Raw genomic sequence first — 17,703 nt, forward strand, 5'->3', positions numbered from 1 at the left:
TTAATAAAATTGGAGGAATATTATGATTTTAATTGAACCTATAAGAAATGGTAAATATATCAAAGATGGAGCTTATGCTTTAGCGATTCAAGTATGAGCACTACATAATTTAAAAGTAAAAAACAAAACGATAATATTTCCTTTTATTTGTGATCCTCATATTCAATTGGGATATTTTCAAAATCCAGAGGTTGAAGTTAATAAAGAATATTTGGATAAAAATAATATTCCAGTTGTGCGTCGTGATACTGGAGGAGGAGCTATTTTTATTGATTCAAATTCAGTAAATTTTTGTTTTTTAATTCCATTAAATTCTAATACTAATTCGATTTATGCTAATTACCAAGAATTCTATAAGCCAATTATAAAAGTGCTTAAAGATATGGGGATTAAAAATATCATGCAAAGTGGAAAAAATGATTTGGCAATTAATGGTAAAAAAGTTTCTGGAGCAGCTATGTTAAAAGAAGATAATATTATTTATGGTGGTTATTCATTACTTTATGATATTGATTTGGATGCTATGATCTTGGCACTTAAACCAAGTCGTAAAAAAATTGAATCAAAAGGAATTAAATCAATTAATCAAAGAGTAGATAAATTAAAAAATCACCTTAATGAACAATTCAAAAAATTAACTATTTTTGAGTTTAAAGATGAAATTATTAAACGATTGATGAATGTAGAAAAAATAGCAGATGTTGAACGATACGTTTTATCAAATGAGCAATGACTAGAAATTGACAAGTTAGTTGATCAAAAGTATAAGAATTGAGAATGGGTTTATGGTTTAAGTCCTCGCTATCAATATAATCGTGAAGCACGTTTAGAAATTGGAACAATGAATATTTCATTAATAATTGATAATGGTAAAATTAAAAGTTGCAAAATTAGTGGTGATTTTTTTGCTACAAAAGATTTAACTATTTTTGAGAAAGGTCTTGAAGGTACTAAAATGATTAAACAAGATTTAAAAATAAAATTACAAGAATTGGATATTTCTTCATATTTTTTAAAGAAAATAGATAATGACCAATTTTTAGAATTAATTTTGAGTTAACATGAATAAAAAATATTCTAAGTTATTTTCACCAATCAAAATTAAAAATTTTGTTTTTGATAATCGGTTTGTGCTTTCACCAATTACCTTAAATGTTTCTAGTTATGATGGTTTTGCTAGTAAAGAAGATATTGATTATGCTCTTAAAAGAGCTCATAGTGCATACTTAGCGATATCTAGTGCTGCTTATATTAATTTAGAGGGACAAATTTTTGAATTTGGTTTTTCTGCTGCTAATGATGAACATATTGATTCATTAAAACAAGTTGCTAATGCTATGAAATCAAAAGGTGCAAAAGCTATTTTACAGTTAGCACATTCAGGTCGTTTTTCTATAATTAGTTTAAATCGTTTAGGTTATGTAGTTGGACCTTCTAAGCAATCTTTTATGTATCCTTTTCCACATGAAGTTCAAGAACTGAGTATTAAGCAAATCAAAGAATTAATTAAAGATTATCAAAAAGCTACCTTAAGGGCTATTGAAGCTGGTTTTGATGGTGTCGAAATTTCTTCAGCACAAAAACTTTTAATTCAAGCTTTTTTTTCAGTAATTAGTAATCAAAGAAATGACATTTATGGTAATCAAAATTTAGAAAATCGTTCACGTTTGGGATTAGAAATTTTACAAGCAGTAAGAGAAACAATTAATAAGCATGCTAGTGAAAATTTTATTTTAGGATATCGAGCTACAGCTGAAGAAACTAGAGGTCAAGAAATAGGTTATCCAATTGAAGATTTTTTACAATTCATGGATCAAGTATTAATAAACATTAAAATTGATTATTTAGCACTAGCTAGTTGGGGAAGAAATATATATAAATATAAAGTTCAATCTCAGGGGGAATATTTTAATCAATTAGTGAATAAAGTTGTTTATCAACACATTAATCAACGTATTCCTGTTATTGTTAGTGGTGGTATAAATAGTCCTGATAAATGTTTAGAAGCCTTAGAATATGGAGATATGATAGGATTATCTTCTGTTTTTGTAGCCGAACCTGATTTTGTTAGAAAAATAAAAACTATGCAAATTGATAAAATTAATTTACATATTACTAAAAAAGATATTGAAAAATTAGCTATTCCTAAAGCTGCTTTTAAGGAAATGGTTAAACTTATGGATTATGGTGAAAGTTTACCTAAAGATACTAGGGATGAGTTAAGAAAGTTAGAAAATAATTATTCAACTAAAAATTAATATTTTGTTTAGAAAAAGGTAATAAAAATATGAAACAAAAATGAAAAATTAAAACTATTAATGAGTTAACTACTTTACAATATGAGGTCATTATAAATTCAGTAACGGAACTTCCTTTTAAAAATAAATATTGAGATAATAAGGAAAAGGGAATTTATGTCGATATTTTATCAGGTGAACCATTATTTGCATCATCAGATAAATGTAATTTTGGTCATGGCTGACCAAGTTTTACAAGACCAATTAGTGAAATAGTTATCCTTAAAAAGGAAGATAATACTAACCTAATGTTGCAGCGTACTGAAGTACGTTCTAAAAAAACTGATATTCATTTAGGGCATGTTTTTAAGGATGGTCCACAAAAAGAAGGCGGTTTACGCTATTGTATTAATTCAGCAGCTTTACGTTTTATTCCGTTATCAGAAATGATTACAGAAGGATATGAAGAATATTTATCTTACATTAAATAAAAATATTTTTATTGTATATTTATTATCTTGATAATGTTTTATGATTATAAATTTTATTATAAAGTCCTAATTTTATTAGGACTTTATGTTGTAAAAAATAAATAAACAATGATATTATGATTTAAATTATTTTTTCTGTTTTGTTTATTGTTAGAATATATTTTTCATTTTTACATGATAATAGGAAATAAAAAAAATAGTATATTAATAAAACCGGAGATAAATTAATATTTTAGTACAAATTATCTTGAACCAACAATTATTAGTAGTATAATGAAAAGGTATGTTCATTCATTATTTTAAAAATTAGTATAATTAAAAGTGTAACTGCAATTAACTAAAATATTTAGGAGGAAAATTTAAATGTGAGTTGAGAAATTTGATAATTCCCAAAAAGAAATTTTTCAAATATTAAATGAAAAAGGAGTAATTAATCCTAATTTTGTTGATTATTTAAAAAAATTTGATAGTAAGGTTTTATTAAAAGCATATGAAAACATGTGTTTTTCACGAATACAAGAACAAATGCAAATGGAATTAAACTATGAAAAAGATGAAAAAGGACAAGTTAAATTAGTAAATGGAATTCCAAAAGTAATCGGAAAAGTTATTAACTTTTTATCTTCAAAAGGTCAAGAAGGTGTTGAAGTTGCTTATGCTAGTTGCTTACGACCAGGTATTGATTGATTAGTACCAGCTTATCGTAATAATGCAGCATGAATTACTGCTGGATATCCAGTTGAAAAAGTAATTCAATATTGATTAGGAAATGAAATGGGAAGTCAAATGCCGAAAGATGTTAATATTTTACCAGTTAATATTCCAATTGCTACTCAATATTCACATGCAACAGGTATTGCTTTTGCTGAAAAATATAAAAAAGATAAAGGAATTGTTATTACTACGATTGGTGATGGTGGTACTTCTGAAGGTGAGTTTTCTGAAGCAATTAATTTTGCTGCTATCCATAAATTAGCTGTTGTTTTCTTTGTTGAAAATAATCAGTGATCATTAGATACACCAACTGCTAAAGCAACAATGAGTCCAACTTTTGCACAAAAAGGAACAGCATTTGGTGTACCTAATATTCGTGTTGATGGTAATGATTTTTTTGCTGTTTATTATGCTACACAAGAAGCAATTGAAAGAGCAAAAAAAGGTAATGGTCCTTCATTAATTGAAGCTGTTACTTATCGTCAAAATGCGCATTCTGCTTTTGATATTAAAAAAGATTATTTTTCTGCTGAAGATTATAAAATTGAACAAGAATGATTAAAAAAAGATCCAATCGATCGTATTAGAGAATATTTAAAATCAATTAAACTTTGAGATGACAACAAACAAGCAGAATTAGATAAACAAATTACTAAAAAGTTTAATGATGCAATTACTTGAGCATTAAAAAATGAAAGTGTTTCAATTGATGAAATATTTGATTATACATATGAAAAATTAACACCACAATTAATAGAACAAAAAGCAGAAGCAAAAGCTTTCTTCAATGAAGGAGAGAAAAAATAATTATGAAAAGAAATAATGTGCAAGCTATTACTTTAGCCTTAGAATTAGCAATGAAAAAAAATCCTAATGTTGTTGTTTATGGTGAAGATGCCGGTAATGTTGGTGGTGTTTTTCGAGCAACTAAAGGTTTACAAGCAAAATTTGGCGTTAATCGTTGTTTTGATGCACCAATTGCTGAAGCAGTTATTGCTGGTAGTGCCGTTGGAATGGCAATTAATGGTTTAAATCCAATTATTGAAATGCAATTTTCAGGATTTGCTTTCCCTGCTTTTCAACAATTGTTATGTCATGCTGCACGAATGAGAAATCGTTCTCGTGGTAGATTCACTTGTCCAATGGTAGTACGTATGCCTTCATATGATTGAAATAATGGTAATAATGGTGCTTTGGAGCATCATTCAGAAGCAATTGAAGCTTTATTTTGTCATATTCCAGGTTTAAAAGTAGTTATGACTTCAAAACCTAATGATACTAAAAAATTATTATTGGCAGCAATTGAAAGTCCAGATCCTGTTATTGTTTTAGAATGTTTAGGAACTTATTTCAATAGTTATACTAGCAATAATTATACATATGATGTTAGAGAAGAAGTTAGTGATGCTTATGAAGTGGCTGTTCTTGGTAAAGCTAAAGTTCTTAAAGAATATAAGGCTGAAGAAAAACCTGATTTAACGATTGTAACTTATGGTTCAAAAGTTTATGATTGTGAAGCTGCTGTTAAAATTTTAGAAGAAAAAGAAAATTTTAAAATTGAATTAATTGATTTACAAACATTACAACCATGAGATGAAGAAACAGTTGTTAATTCTGTTAAAAAAACAGGAAGATTATTAGTTGTTTCAGAAGCGGTTCGTTCATTTTCAGTTGCCTCAGAAATTATTACCGTTGTTAATGAAAAGTGTTTTGAATATTTAGAATGTCCTCCAACAAGATTAACGGGTTATGATATTACTGTTCCACTGTCTAAAGGTGAAAAATGATTTATAATTAGTCCAGATAAAATTATGGAAAAAGTTAAACTAATGATGAATTATCCAGTTTAGTTAGTTGTTTAAAGAAAGGAAAGTGAAAAGATGGAATTGAAGTTTAAAGATATGGATGGAATCGATGAAGTTACTGTAACTCAAATTCATGTTAAAGTTGGAGATAATGTAAAAAAAGGTGATAATGTTGTTGATATCGAAGCAGATAAAGCTTCAGATAGTATTAAAGCCGAAGCAGATGGTAAAGTTTCTAAGATTCTTGTTAAAGAAGGAGATAGTATTAAGTCAGGTGCTGTTATTGTTGAGTTTGGTGGGACAATTAGTGATAATAAAAGTCCTTCATCAACAAATTCTTCACCAAAATCTGAATCAGTTGCTAGTACATCTACAGTATCACCAGTTGAATTACCAAAACAAAATGTGCAACCTATTCAACAAACGGGTAAAGTATTAGCAACACCATTAGCACGTAGAATGGCTCGTGACTTAGGTGTTGATATGGGAACAATTAAAGGAACTGGTCCTCGTGGTAGAATTTTAAAAGATGATTTATTAAATGCCAAGAATGGTGGTACAACAACTAGTGCTACTGCATCAACAACACCTATTAATTCAATATCTTCAGTTTCTGCTACAACTATTAGTTCACAAGGTATTAATGTTACTAAAATCGAAAGTTTTGGTAATGTTGAACATTTACCATTATCAGGAATTCGTAAGGCTGTTGCTAATCAAATGTCATTATCAGTTTATACAGCACCACATGTTAGTTTAATGATTAATGTTGATGCTGAAAACTTAGTACAATTACGTGCAACTTTAAAAGAACCAGCGGAAAAAGATCCAGATGGTAGTGCTAAATTAACATTTATGCCATTCTTTGTAAAGGCTGTTGCTAAAGCGTTAAAAGAAGAACAATTTAAATTACTTAATTCAACTTTGAACATGGCTAATAATGAAATTCTTGTTAAAAAATATTATAACATTGGTATGGCAGCTGATACTGAAAAGGGTTTAGTAGTTCCTGTTATTAAAAATGCTGATCAACTTTCATTATTTGAAATAGCAAGACAAGTTAATTCATTGGGTGATAAAGCTCGTAAAGGGCTATTAAAAGGTGATGAAATGCAAGGTGGATCATTTACTATTACTAATTTTGGTTCAGCAGGAATTGAAATGGGAACACCAGTTATTAATTATCCAGAAGTAGCAATTCTGGGTCTAGGAATGATGCAAAAAAAACTAATTATTGCTGATGGTAAAATTGTTGAACATAAGTTCTTTCCATTATCATTTTCAATTGATCATCGTGTTATTGATGGTGCACCTGCTGGTTATTTCCTTTCTCGACTTAAAGAGTTATTAGAAAATCCAACATTAATTTTAGCTTAAGGAGAAAATGTAAAAGATGTCTAACTATGATTTTGATTTAATAATTATCGGGGCAGGTCCTGGTGGTTATGTAACAGCGGCTCGAGCAGCAAAGATGGGTTTAAAAACTGCAATTGTTGAAAAAGATAACTGAGGTGGAGTCTGTTTAAATGTTGGATGTATTCCTACTAAGACGTTACTAAAGGGCGCAAAAGTTTTTCATTATATTGAAAATGCTGATAAATATGGTGTTGCTATTAAAGATAAAAAAAATATTGAAATTAATTGAAAAGTAATGCAAGATCGTAAAGCTGGTGTTGTTAAAGGTTTAACTGGTGGTGTTGGCTTTTTAATGAAATCTAATAAAGTTGAACAATTATTAGGAACTGGAAGTGCTATTGATAAAAATACGATTTTAGTGAAAGCTAAAGACGGTAAAGAAAAGAAATATACTACTAAATATATGATAATTGCTACTGGTTCAAAAGTAAAAATGTTTGATAATCCTAATGGTCCACAAGGTTTAAGTGAAAAAGATTTAAAAACAAACCAAACATTATTAACTTCGACTGAAATTCTTTCTTTAAAAGAAGTTCCAAAAACACTAACTATTATTGGTGGTGGTGTTATTGGAATTGAATTTGCTTGTTTATTTAATACACTTGGTACTAAAGTTACTATTATTGAATATTTAGATCGTATTTTAGCATTACTAGATGAAGATATTAGTACAACTTTAACTAAAATTCTTGAAAAAAATGGTGTTAATATTATTACTGGTCATAGTGTTAATGAATTAAAGGATAAAACTTTAACTTATTATGCTGCAACCGATAAAGAACATAAAAAACCATTAACAGTAACTAGCGACTATTGTTTATTAAGTACTGGAAGAACGCCAATTACTGAAGGTTTTACTAATTTGGGAATTCAAATTAAGCCTAATCAAGCATTTGCCGTAAATAATAAATTGGAAGCTTTAGATGCTAACAATAATGTTATTAATAATATATATGTAATTGGAGATGCTAATGGTCAAAGAATGCTTGCTCACGTTGCGTCAACACAAGGATTAGCAGCACTTAATAATATTTTAGTTAAAGAAGGTAGAACGGATGCTGATAATCAGCCATTGAAAGAGCAAGAAGTAGATTATAATAAAATGCCTAGTTGTATTTATTCATTCCCTGAAGTGGCAAGTGTTGGTTTAACTGAAACTGAATGTAAATCTTTAGGTAAAGAATATTTGATGAAGAAAATACCATTTACTATTAATGGTAAGGCATTGGCTGATGGTGAGACTGATGGTTTTGTTAAAATAATTATTGATAAAAAATATGGAGAAATCCTAGGTGCTCATATTTTATGTTCAACGGCTACTGATATAATTGCTGAATTTGTTAATATTATGCAAACGGAAGGTACTATTGTTGAATTAGCCTCTTCTTGTCATCCACATCCAACAATGTCAGAAGTAGTTATGGATGTTGCACAAGATTTAGAATTAGAATGATACAAAGTTAATAAAAAATAGAAAATAATAAAAATGTACCTAAAAATTTAAAGGTACATTTTTATTGTAAAATTAATATAATATTGATTAAAAAGTATTGCTTCTTCTTTTTTTATCAAAAAAATAATTAGTGGTATTACTGTTAATTTCTTTTTGTAAATATTTATTTCGGTAATGTTTAGTAATCTGTGTAACTTACAAAAATAACTATGTTTAATTAGTTCTAGTAAATATAATTAATTTTCTAGAAAGAGTGAGTTACAGATGGCTAAAAAGCAAAATATTGGAATGGCAACACTTTTTAGGACTATTTTTTGGTAGACATTTGTTGTTGATATTTAACTGGAGTTAAGTAGTTTAAAGTGCTGTGAATTCTTATATTGTTATATCAATTGATGTAATCAAATAATTCTAATTTTAATTGGATTAATGATGTAAAATTTTTATCATTAATAAATTCGGTTTTAAAAGTTTTAAAAGTTGCTTCAGCAACAGCATTATCATAAGGACAACCTTTTTTACTTAAAGAACGGTTAATGTTGAATGCTAGTAAAAGTTTATCAATAATTTTATTGTTAAATTCATTACCGCGATCACTATGAAATATTTGAATATCTTTTAAACAGCGATTTGATTGCATAAATGCTTGATGTACTAATGATGCATCTTTTTTAACTCCAACACTATGTCCGATAATTTCGCGGTTAAATAGGTCTATTAATAGGCAAATATAGTTTCACCTACCATTAACTTGTACATAAGTTAAATCACTAACAATAACTTCATTTTTAATCCTATTCTTAAATTTTCTATTAACAAGATTAGTTATTTGACTATCGTTAACTTTGTTATTATGATTTTTGAATGATAATTTAGTATATTTTGATATTAAATTATGTTCATTCATAATTTTTTTAATTTTTCTGCGCGATAAATAAATTTCTTGGTTTTCTAGAATTTTTTTTAATTTTCTAGTACCATAAACTTCTTTATTTTCTTTAAAAGCACTAATAACAGCTTCATCATAAATATTATTTTTGATTTTATTTTCTTTTTTCTTTAAATTAAAATAATATGTTGATTTAGATATTTTTAAAAAACGACACATTGTGCGAATTTTATATTTAGCTTTATTTTTGACAATAATTTCTATTTTCTGCCTATTATTAGTGCTGCTTGCTTTAAAAGGTGGTTAGCCCTAATTACTGGACCATATTTTGATAGATATTTCTAAATTTTTATTTGTAATATTGGTGGTTTTAAAAATTTAGAATGTATTCTTTCATAATTATAAAACATAACATATTGATTTACATCATTAATAGCTTCATTGATTGTTAAATATTGATTTGAGTCTTTAGGCAATCATTCTTGAGATAAATGTGAAAATCAATTTTCAGATATGACATTACCGCCAATATCATATGGTTGTTTTTTGCTTAAAATTATTTGTTTGTTTTTTGCTCATTTTGTAATTTCTTGACAATAAAATTCGTTGGCGTTATCTGAATGTAAAATAACGTTTTTTATTTGATTTCAAGAAAATTGGTTGTTTATTTTTTCAAGTGCAGGAAGAATTAAATCTTGATATGATTTATTTGAAAATGTATTATAACTAACAACATTATTTGAATAAAAATCAATAATTACAAAAAGATATAGTCAACCTTCTTTGGTGTTTATTTGTTTAGTATCCATTGATCAAATTTGATTTGAAGCGGTTGTACTTTTGTAATCTTTGTTTACTTTATCCATTGTAGGTATTCACTTATTTGGATTTTTTTTGTTTTTAGGATAGTTATTTTTAGTTTGTTTTAATCCTTGAATATTGTGTTTTTTCATAATTTTTCGCATTTGTTTTGTTGATAATTCTATATTTAAAATGATATTTTTCTCTTGTTTTAATCACTCTTTAAAAGCTGAAAAAATTCTTAAATATCCATAAATTCTACCTTTTCTTGTAGAATGAAATTCGATTAAAAGTTGGCATAATTCTTGATATTTATGATTGCAATTAATAATATGATTTTTTTCTTTTTTAATAAGTTTTTGTTTATTTTTTAAAAAGTAATATGTTGATCTGTTTAATTGAAGATATTGACATAAGTTTCTAATTGAATATTGATTTTTGCAATCATCGATAATTTTAATTTTTTCTTTGATATTTAATTTGTTAATTATTAATGCTATTTGTTTAATTTTATCCATTAATAAAAATCCTTTCAGGTCAAAATTAGTGTTCATTATATAACACAATTGTTTTTAGAATACATTCAGATTTTTTAAATTAATGGTCTAGTAAAAAGGGCTAAGTGGCCCCATCCAATATTAATAACAATGATCCAATATCACAAGCAGTAGATTTATTATTAGAATCTGTTTAGGATCTTTTTAATAAAATTGAAATAAATGAGAGAACAACCATTTGTAAGCTAGTATTTAATTTTCTTTCACAATTTTTTCATAATCTTCTGCATTTTTCTAATCATGCAAAACTTCGTTCTACAACTCATCTTTTTGGTAATACTACAAAAGAATGTAATTCATTACGTTTGATAACTTGAACATTTGCATTTATGATTGTTTTGATTTTAAAAGCAAATTTTTCACTAGTATAACCAGCATCTACTAGTATTTTTTGAACTTTAGATAAATTTTCTTTTTCATTTTCAATCATTATTATAGCACTGTTACGATCTTTTTTTTCTGCTGTGGTTATGTAAATTGCATGTGGTAAGCCTTGAGAATCAACAGCAATATGACGCTTTATTCCTGAAATTTTTTTACCAGCATCATAACCTTTATTTTTAGCAGTATCTGTGTTTTTAACACTTTGTGAATCAATTATACAAAAACTAGTTTGTTCTTTTCTACCATTATTGATACGAACTTTTCTAACTAATTTTTTTTAAAATTACTTGTCAAGTGCTAGGTTCTTTATCACTATTTTTACTTCAAATTTGAAAATAATAATATACAGTTTGTCATTTTGGAAAATTTTTTGGTAACATTCTTCATTGACATTCACTTTTTAATACATATAAAACTGCACAAAATACTTCATATAAATCTAAATTTCTTGGTTTTGTTTTCTTTTTGTTATTTTCTAAAATTGATCTTATGTTCTCAAATTGTTCTTTAGTAACATGACTTGGATAATTTTTATGCATATATACCCCTTATCTTAAAATATATAGTCATTTTACGTTATTTTATAAAAGATTCCAAACAGGTTCTAAGACAATTATATTTATATTTATTTAAAACATTACTATCATTATTTGCTTCATTTAAACTATTTTCACTTCTAGAAGATTTTATTGCTAAACCTCCATGTCTTTTTTTTATAGAACCATCGGTTTGAGCAAAAATATTTTCTGGATTATTTTCCATTATTCGCTGAAATGTTGTTGATTTTCTTTTATCATTATCACGCATTTTATACACCTTCTTAGTAAAATAAAACCTATTTACTTACAAACAAAGCAATGGGTTAAAAACTATATTTAGTTTTACACTTATTTTTTACCAAATTTTAGAAATTTTTACAATATTTTTTATTTTCATATTATATAAATAATTTAAATATTATTAAATTTTGAGGTATATAATAATTATTTAAAATAAAAGAGTTACCAATAATGGTAACTCCTATTCACTGTTAGGTGCCAACCGCAATGAATATTTACTTACCCTTAACTAAGTAAGTATTTTTATTATACTACTAAAATAAAGTTTTTTTAGTTTTATTTACTAAAAAAATTAAAACCTTTTTAATTTTATATATTTTTGATATTTATAATTAACTACTAATATACATCTGTATTCTTATTGGTATTCAATTATTTATTTTTTTCTAATTAAAAATATTATTTAAAACAACATTCTGATTACATAAAATTTTCTTAAATAATTGATAAAAAAGTATATTTTTTAATTTTTAACCTTAATAATAATATTGAAAATCTTTTAAAAGATTTTCACAACTAAAAAGTTTTTCAAAATAATGTTCGTTATTATTAACTTCAGTTTTAACTTTTTCAAAAAATCATTTTTTTGATTTATGTTTTTGTGAAAAATAACAATTTAGTTTATTTTTAGATTTTTTTGGACAATTTTCTACATTTTCTTCAAATAAATTTATTTCTTTGAAAAGTTCAACGTTTTCTTTCAATTTTTCAGTTTTAACTTTTTCAAAAAATAATTTTTTTGATTTATGTTTTTGTGAAAAATAACAATTTAGTTTATTTTTAGATTTTTTTGGACAATTTTCTACATTTTCTTCAAATAAATTTATTTCTTTGAAAAGTTCAACGTTTTCTTTCAATTTTTCAGTTTTAACTTTTTCAAAAAATAATTTTTTTGATTTATGTTTTTGTGAAAAATAACAATTTAGTTTATTTTTAGATTTTTTTGGACAATCTTCTATATTTTCTTCAAATAAATTTATTTCTTTGAAAAGATCAAAGTTTTCTTTCAATTTTTCAGTTTTAACTTTATCTTGACATTTATCAAGTAATTTTTTTAACTTTAAAGGATTTGAAACTACATTTGAAAAACTTTCAACGATTGCATAGTTATTTATTACATTTTCATAAATTCTTGGAGTAGAATTTTGTTCATTAATTAAAGTTTTGTAATCATTATCATTAAAATCACAATTTTTTTTTGCTTTCTTAATAAAATCATCAGTTAAAAGTATTAATAAACCATTTTTTCCCCTTCGATGGAGGCTACCATATATTGATAATGAAGATGCAATTTCTCAATCAATATGTTTTCTACATTTTGTATGTTGCCACTTAGCCCTTTTTACTAGACCATTAATTTAAAAAATCTGAATGTATTCTAAAAACAATTGTGTTATATAATGAACACTAATTTTGACCTGAAAGGATTTTTATTAATGGATAAAATTAAACAAATAGCATTAATAATTAACAAATTAAATATCAAAGAAAAAATTAAAATTATCGATGATTGCAAAAATCAATATTCAATTAGAAACTTATGTCAATATCTTCAATTAAACAGATCAACATATTACTTTTTAAAAAATAAACAAAAACTTATTAAAAAAGAAAAAAATCATATTATTAATTGCAATCATAAATATCAAGAATTATGCCAACTTTTAATCGAATTTCATTCTACAAGAAAAGGTAGAATTTATGGATATTTAAGAATTTTTTCAGCTTTTAAAGAGTGATTAAAACAAGAGAAAAATATCATTTTAAATATAGAATTATCAACAAAACAAATGCGAAAAATTATGAAAAAACACAATATTCAAGGATTAAAACAAACTAAAAATAACTATCCTAAAAACAAAAAAAATCCAAATAAGTGAATACCTACAATGGATAAAGTAAACAAAGATTACAAAAGTACAACCGCTTCAAATCAAATTTGATCAATGGATACTAAACAAATAAACACCAAAGAAGGTTGACTATATCTTTTTGTAATTATTGATTTTTATTCAAATAATGTTGTTAGTTATAATACATTTTCAAATAAATCATATCAAGATTTAATTCTTCCTGCACTTGAAAAAATAAACAACCAATTTTCTTGAAATCAAATAAAAAACGTTATTTTACATTCAGATAACGCCAACGAATTTTATTGTCAAGAAATTACAAAATGAGCAAAAAACAAACAAATAATTTTAAGCAAAAAACAACCATATGATATTGGCGGTAATGTCATATCTGAAAATTGATTTTCACATTTATCTCAAGAATGATTGCCTAAAGACTCAAATCAATATTTAACAATCAATGAAGCTATTAATGATGTAAATCAATATGTTATGTTTTATAATTATGAAAGAATACATTCTAAATTTTTAAAACCACCAATATTACAAATAAAAATTTAGAAATATCTATCAAAATATGGTCCAGTAATTAGGGCTAACCACCGTTTTCCTAAAATAACTACAGTAATATCTGAATCTTTTAAATACTCTTCTCTAATAGTTTTAAATATCTTTTTAGGAGGCAATTGCGGATCAATATCACCTAGTTTTACAGATACGTCTTTCACTTCAAAATATTCTCCATAACATTGCGAAATTAATTCTGATAATTCATCCTTTGCTTTTTGTTCTCTTAAATGATGATATGAAATAAAAATTTTTAACATTATTCATTAACCTCTTTTTTAAAATTTTAAAAATATTTTTTATAAACTTTAATAAGTTTATACTTTATTATAAAATAATACTCACTAAAAGTAATATTTTTAACTTTTAAGTTTTATAAAATCTTAGAATCTGTTTAGGATCTTTTTAATAAAATTGAAATAAATGAGAGAACAACCATTTGTAAGCTAGTATTTAATTTTCTTTCACAATTTTTTCATAATCTTCTGCATTTTTCTAATCATGCAAAACTTCGTTCTACAACTCATCTTTTTGGCAATACTACAAAAGAATGTAATTCATTACGTTTGATAACTTCAACATTTGCATTTATGATTGTTTTGATTTTAAAAGCAAATTTTTCACCAGTATAACCAGCATCTACTAGTATTTTTTGAACTTTAGATAAATTTTCTTTTTCATTTTCAATCATTATTATAGCACTGTTACGATCTGTTTTTTTCTGCTGTGGTTATGTAAATTGCATCTGGTAAGCCTTGAGAATCAACAGCAATATGACGCTTTATTCCTGAAATTTTTTTACCAGCATCATAACCTTTATTTTTAGCAGTATCTGTGTTTTTAACACTTTGTGAATCAATTATACAAAAACTAGTTTGTTCTTTTCTACCATTATTGATACGAACTTTTCTAACTAATTTTTTTTAAAATTACTTGTCAAGTGCTAGGTTCTTTATCACTATTTTTACTTCAAATTTGAAAATAATAATATACAGTTTGTCATTTTGGAAAATTTTTTGGTAACATTCTTCATTGACATCCACTTTTTAATACATATAAAACTGCACAAAATACTTCATATAAATCTAAATTTCTTGGTTTTGTTTTCTTTTTGTTATTTTCTAAAATTGATCTTATGTTCTCATATTGTTCTTTAGTAACATGACTTGGATAATTTTTATGCATATATACCCCTTATCTTAAAATATATAGTCATTTTACGTTATTTTATAAAAGATTCCAAACAGGTTCTAAGACAATTATATTTATATTTATTTAAAACATTACTATCATTATTTGCTTCATTTAAACTATTTTCACTTCTAGAAGATTTTATTGCTAAACCTCCATGTCTTTTTTTTATAGAACCATCGGTTTGAGCAAAAATATTTTCTGGATTATTTTCCATTATTCGCTGAAATGTTGTTGATTTTCTTTTATCATTATCACGCATTTTATACACCTTCTTAGTAAAATAAAACCCATTTACTTACAAACAAAGCAATGGGTTAAAAACTATATTTAGTTTTACACTTATCTTTTACCAAATTTTAGAAATTTTTACAATATTTTTTATTTTCATATTATATAAATAATTTAAATATTATTAAATTTTGAGGTATATAATAATTATTTAAAATAAAAGAGTTACCAATAATGGTAACTCCTATTCACTGTTAGGTGCCAACCGCAATGAATATTTACTTACCCTTAACTAAGTAAGTATTTTTATTATACTACTAAAATAAAGTTTTTTTAGTTTTATTTACTAAAAAAATTAAAACCTTTTTAATTTTATATATTTTTGATATTTATAATTAACTACTAATATACATCTGTATTCTTATTGGTATTCAATTATTTATTTTTTTCTAATTAAAAATATTATTTAAAACAACATTCTGATTACATAAAATTTTCTTAAATAATTGATAAAAAAGTATATTTTTTAATTTTTAACCTTAATAATAATATTGAAAATCTTTTAAAAGATTTTCACAACTAAAAAGTTTTTCAAAATAATGTTCGTTATTATTAACTTCAGTTTTAACTTTTTCAAAAAATAATTTTTTTGATTTATGTTTTTGTGAAAAATAACAATTTAGTTTATTTTTAGATTTTTTTGGACAATCTTCTATATTTTCTTCAAATAAATTTATTTCTTTGAAAAGATCAAAGTTTTCTTTCAATTTTTCAGTTTTAACTTTATCTTGACATTTATCAAGTAATTTTTTTAACTTTAAAGGATTTGAAACTACATTTGAAAAACTTTCAACGATTGCATAGTTATTTATTACATTTTCATAAATTCTTGGAGTAGAATTTTGTTCATTAATTAAAGTTTTGTAATCATTATCATTAAAATCACAATTTTTTTTTGCTTTCTTAATAAAATCATCAGTTAAAAGTATTAATAAACCATTTTTTCCCCTTCGATGGAGGCTACCATATATTGATAATGAAGATGCAATTTCTCAATCAATATGTTTTCTACATTTTGTATGTTTTCCTAAAATAACTACAGTAATATCTGAATCTTTTAAATACTCTTCTCTAATAGTTTTAAATATCTTTTTAGGAGGCAATTGCGGATCAATATCACCTAGTTTTACAGATACGTCTTTCACTTCAAAATATTCTCCATAACATTGCGAAATTAATTCTGATAATTCATCCTTTGCTTTTTGTTCTCTTAAATGATGATATGAAATAAAAATTTTTAACATTATTCATTAACCTCTTTTTTAAAATTTTAAAAATATTTTTTATAAACTTTAATAAGTTTATACTTTATTATAAAATAATACTCACTAAAAGTAATATTTTTAACTTTTAAGTTTTATAAAATCTTAGAATCTGTTTAGGATCTTTTTAATAAAATTGAAATAAATGAGAGAACAACCATTTGTAAGCTAGTATTTAATTTTCTTTCACAATTTTTTCATAATCTTCTGCATTTTTCTAATCATGCAAAACTTCGTTCTACAACTCATCTTTTTGGCAATACTACAAAAGAATGTAATTCATTACGTTTGATAACTTCAACATTTGCATTTATGATTGTTTTGATTTTAAAAGCAAATTTTTCACCAGTATAACCAGCATCTACTAGTATTTTTTGAACTTTAGATAAATTTTCTTTTTCATTTTCAATCATTATTATAGCACTGTTACGATCTGTTTTTTCTGCTGTGGTTATGTAAATTGCATCTGGTAAGCCTTGAGAATCAACAGCAATATGACGCTTTATTCCTGAAATTTTTTTACCAGCATCATAACCTTTATTTTTAGCAGTATCTGTGTTTTTAACACTTTGTGAATCAATTATACAAAAACTAGTTTGTTCTTTTCTACCATTATTGATACGAACTTTTCTAACTAATTTTTTTTAAAATTACTTGTCAAGTGCTAGGTTCTTTATCACTATTTTTACTTCAAATTTGAAAATAATAATATACAGTTTGTCATTTTGGAAAATTTTTTGGTAACATTCTTCATTGACATCCACTTTTTAATACATATAAAACTGCACAAAATACTTCATATAAATCTAAATTTCTTGGTTTTGTTTTCTTTTTGTTATTTTCTAAAATTGATCTTATGTTCTCAAATTGTTCTTTAGTAACATGACTTGGATAATTTTTATGCATATATACCCCTTATCTTAAAATATATAGTCATTTTACGTTATTTTATA

Annotated in this window: 16 protein-coding genes and 2 pseudogenes; 8 read left to right on the forward strand and 10 right to left on the reverse strand. The window is 25.0% G+C overall.

The genetic code is table 4. The features are described 5' to 3' along the window. Positions 1–22: 22 nt before the first annotated feature. The 7 genes from AACL11_RS07160 (at position 23) to lpdA (ending at position 8,137) form a co-directional block, all read left to right on the forward strand. Complete coding sequence (locus tag AACL11_RS07160; protein ID WP_338987083.1) at positions 23–1,060, forward strand: lipoate--protein ligase; 1,038 nt, start codon at positions 23–25, stop codon at positions 1,058–1,060. 1 nt (position 1,061) lies between these two features. Then, positions 1,062–2,258 carry an NADH-dependent flavin oxidoreductase gene (locus AACL11_RS07165; RefSeq protein ID WP_338987086.1) on the forward strand — a complete coding sequence of 399 codons (1,197 nt, stop codon included), beginning with the start codon at positions 1,062–1,064 and terminating at the stop codon, positions 2,256–2,258. 29 nt (positions 2,259–2,287) lie between these two features. Beyond that, entirely contained in the window at positions 2,288–2,728 is a 441-nt protein-coding gene (msrB, locus tag AACL11_RS07170) for a peptide-methionine (R)-S-oxide reductase MsrB (RefSeq protein ID WP_338957257.1), read from the forward strand. Between the two features lie 363 nt (positions 2,729–3,091). Continuing rightward, entirely contained in the window at positions 3,092–4,249 is a 1,158-nt protein-coding gene (locus AACL11_RS07175) for a thiamine pyrophosphate-dependent enzyme (RefSeq protein ID WP_338987088.1), read from the forward strand. Between the two features lie 2 nt (positions 4,250–4,251). Further along, positions 4,252–5,292, forward strand: a complete 1,041-nt coding sequence (locus AACL11_RS07180; protein WP_286642632.1) for an alpha-ketoacid dehydrogenase subunit beta — start codon at positions 4,252–4,254, stop codon at positions 5,290–5,292. Positions 5,293–5,322: 30 nt separating this feature from the next. Then, entirely contained in the window at positions 5,323–6,624 is a 1,302-nt protein-coding gene (locus AACL11_RS07185) for a dihydrolipoamide acetyltransferase family protein (protein WP_338987091.1), read from the forward strand. Positions 6,625–6,640: 16 nt separating this feature from the next. Continuing rightward, positions 6,641–8,137 (forward strand): dihydrolipoyl dehydrogenase, encoded by a 1,497-nt coding sequence (lpdA, locus tag AACL11_RS07190; protein WP_338987094.1) that lies wholly within the window; start codon positions 6,641–6,643, stop codon positions 8,135–8,137. A 286-nt stretch (positions 8,138–8,423) separates the two neighbouring features. Here lpdA and AACL11_RS07195 read toward each other — a convergent pair. From AACL11_RS07195 to AACL11_RS07215, 5 genes and pseudogenes are all read right to left on the reverse strand, one after another. Then, a pseudogene (locus AACL11_RS07195) lies at positions 8,424–9,272 on the reverse strand (IS3 family transposase); the annotation flags it as partial. 74 nt (positions 9,273–9,346) lie between these two features. Next, positions 9,347–10,360 (reverse strand): IS3 family transposase, encoded by a 1,014-nt coding sequence (locus tag AACL11_RS07200; RefSeq protein WP_338986622.1) that lies wholly within the window; start codon positions 10,358–10,360, stop codon positions 9,347–9,349. A gap of 136 nt (positions 10,361–10,496) precedes the next feature. Next, positions 10,497–11,286 (reverse strand): IS5 family transposase gene (locus AACL11_RS07205; RefSeq protein WP_422397925.1). Its coding sequence is split into 2 segments (ribosomal slippage): positions 10,497–11,019 and positions 11,018–11,286, totalling 792 coding nucleotides; the frame shifts between segments, so codons are not numbered across the junction. A 37-nt stretch (positions 11,287–11,323) separates the two neighbouring features. Then, complete coding sequence (locus tag AACL11_RS07210) at positions 11,324–11,554, reverse strand: hypothetical protein (RefSeq protein WP_338987099.1); 231 nt, start codon at positions 11,552–11,554, stop codon at positions 11,324–11,326. 508 nt (positions 11,555–12,062) lie between these two features. Further along, positions 12,063–12,596: a hypothetical protein gene (locus tag AACL11_RS07215; protein WP_338987100.1), complete on the reverse strand. Its 534-nt coding sequence runs from the start codon at positions 12,594–12,596 to the stop codon at positions 12,063–12,065. Positions 12,597–12,986: 390 nt separating this feature from the next. Here AACL11_RS07215 and AACL11_RS07220 point away from each other — a divergent pair, with 390 nt between their 5' ends. Beyond that, entirely contained in the window at positions 12,987–14,000 is a 1,014-nt protein-coding gene (locus AACL11_RS07220; RefSeq protein ID WP_338986622.1) for an IS3 family transposase, read from the forward strand. Here the strand turns inward: AACL11_RS07220 and AACL11_RS07225 are convergent. The 5 genes and pseudogenes from AACL11_RS07225 to AACL11_RS07245 all read right to left on the reverse strand — a co-directional run bounded on the left by AACL11_RS07225 (position 13,997) and on the right by AACL11_RS07245 (position 17,656). After that, a complete protein-coding gene (locus tag AACL11_RS07225; RefSeq protein ID WP_338987102.1) occupies positions 13,997–14,266 on the reverse strand; it encodes a TIR domain-containing protein in 270 nt (89 codons plus the stop codon). The two genes, AACL11_RS07220 and AACL11_RS07225, sit on opposite strands and share 4 nt — an antisense overlap. Before the next feature lie 134 nt (positions 14,267–14,400). After that, a pseudogene (locus tag AACL11_RS07230) lies at positions 14,401–15,191 on the reverse strand (IS5 family transposase). Between the two features lie 37 nt (positions 15,192–15,228). Then, on the reverse strand, positions 15,229–15,459 hold the full coding sequence (locus AACL11_RS07235) for a hypothetical protein (protein WP_338987099.1): 231 nt from the start codon (positions 15,457–15,459) through the stop codon (positions 15,229–15,231). A 508-nt stretch (positions 15,460–15,967) separates the two neighbouring features. Then, positions 15,968–16,732: a TIR domain-containing protein gene (locus AACL11_RS07240; protein WP_338987103.1), complete on the reverse strand. Its 765-nt coding sequence runs from the start codon at positions 16,730–16,732 to the stop codon at positions 15,968–15,970. Between the two features lie 134 nt (positions 16,733–16,866). Further along, positions 16,867–17,656, reverse strand: a protein-coding gene (locus tag AACL11_RS07245) for an IS5 family transposase (RefSeq protein WP_422397926.1) whose coding sequence is annotated in 2 segments (ribosomal slippage) — positions 16,867–17,389 and positions 17,388–17,656 — 792 coding nt in all. Because the reading frame shifts where the segments join, the coding sequence is not laid out codon by codon here. Between the last annotated feature and the right edge of the window lie 47 nt (positions 17,657–17,703).

It is taken from the genome of Spiroplasma endosymbiont of Dasysyrphus albostriatus, assembly GCF_964019495.1.
Lineage (GTDB): Bacteria > Bacillota_I > Bacilli_A > Mycoplasmatales > VBWQ01 > Spiroplasma_E.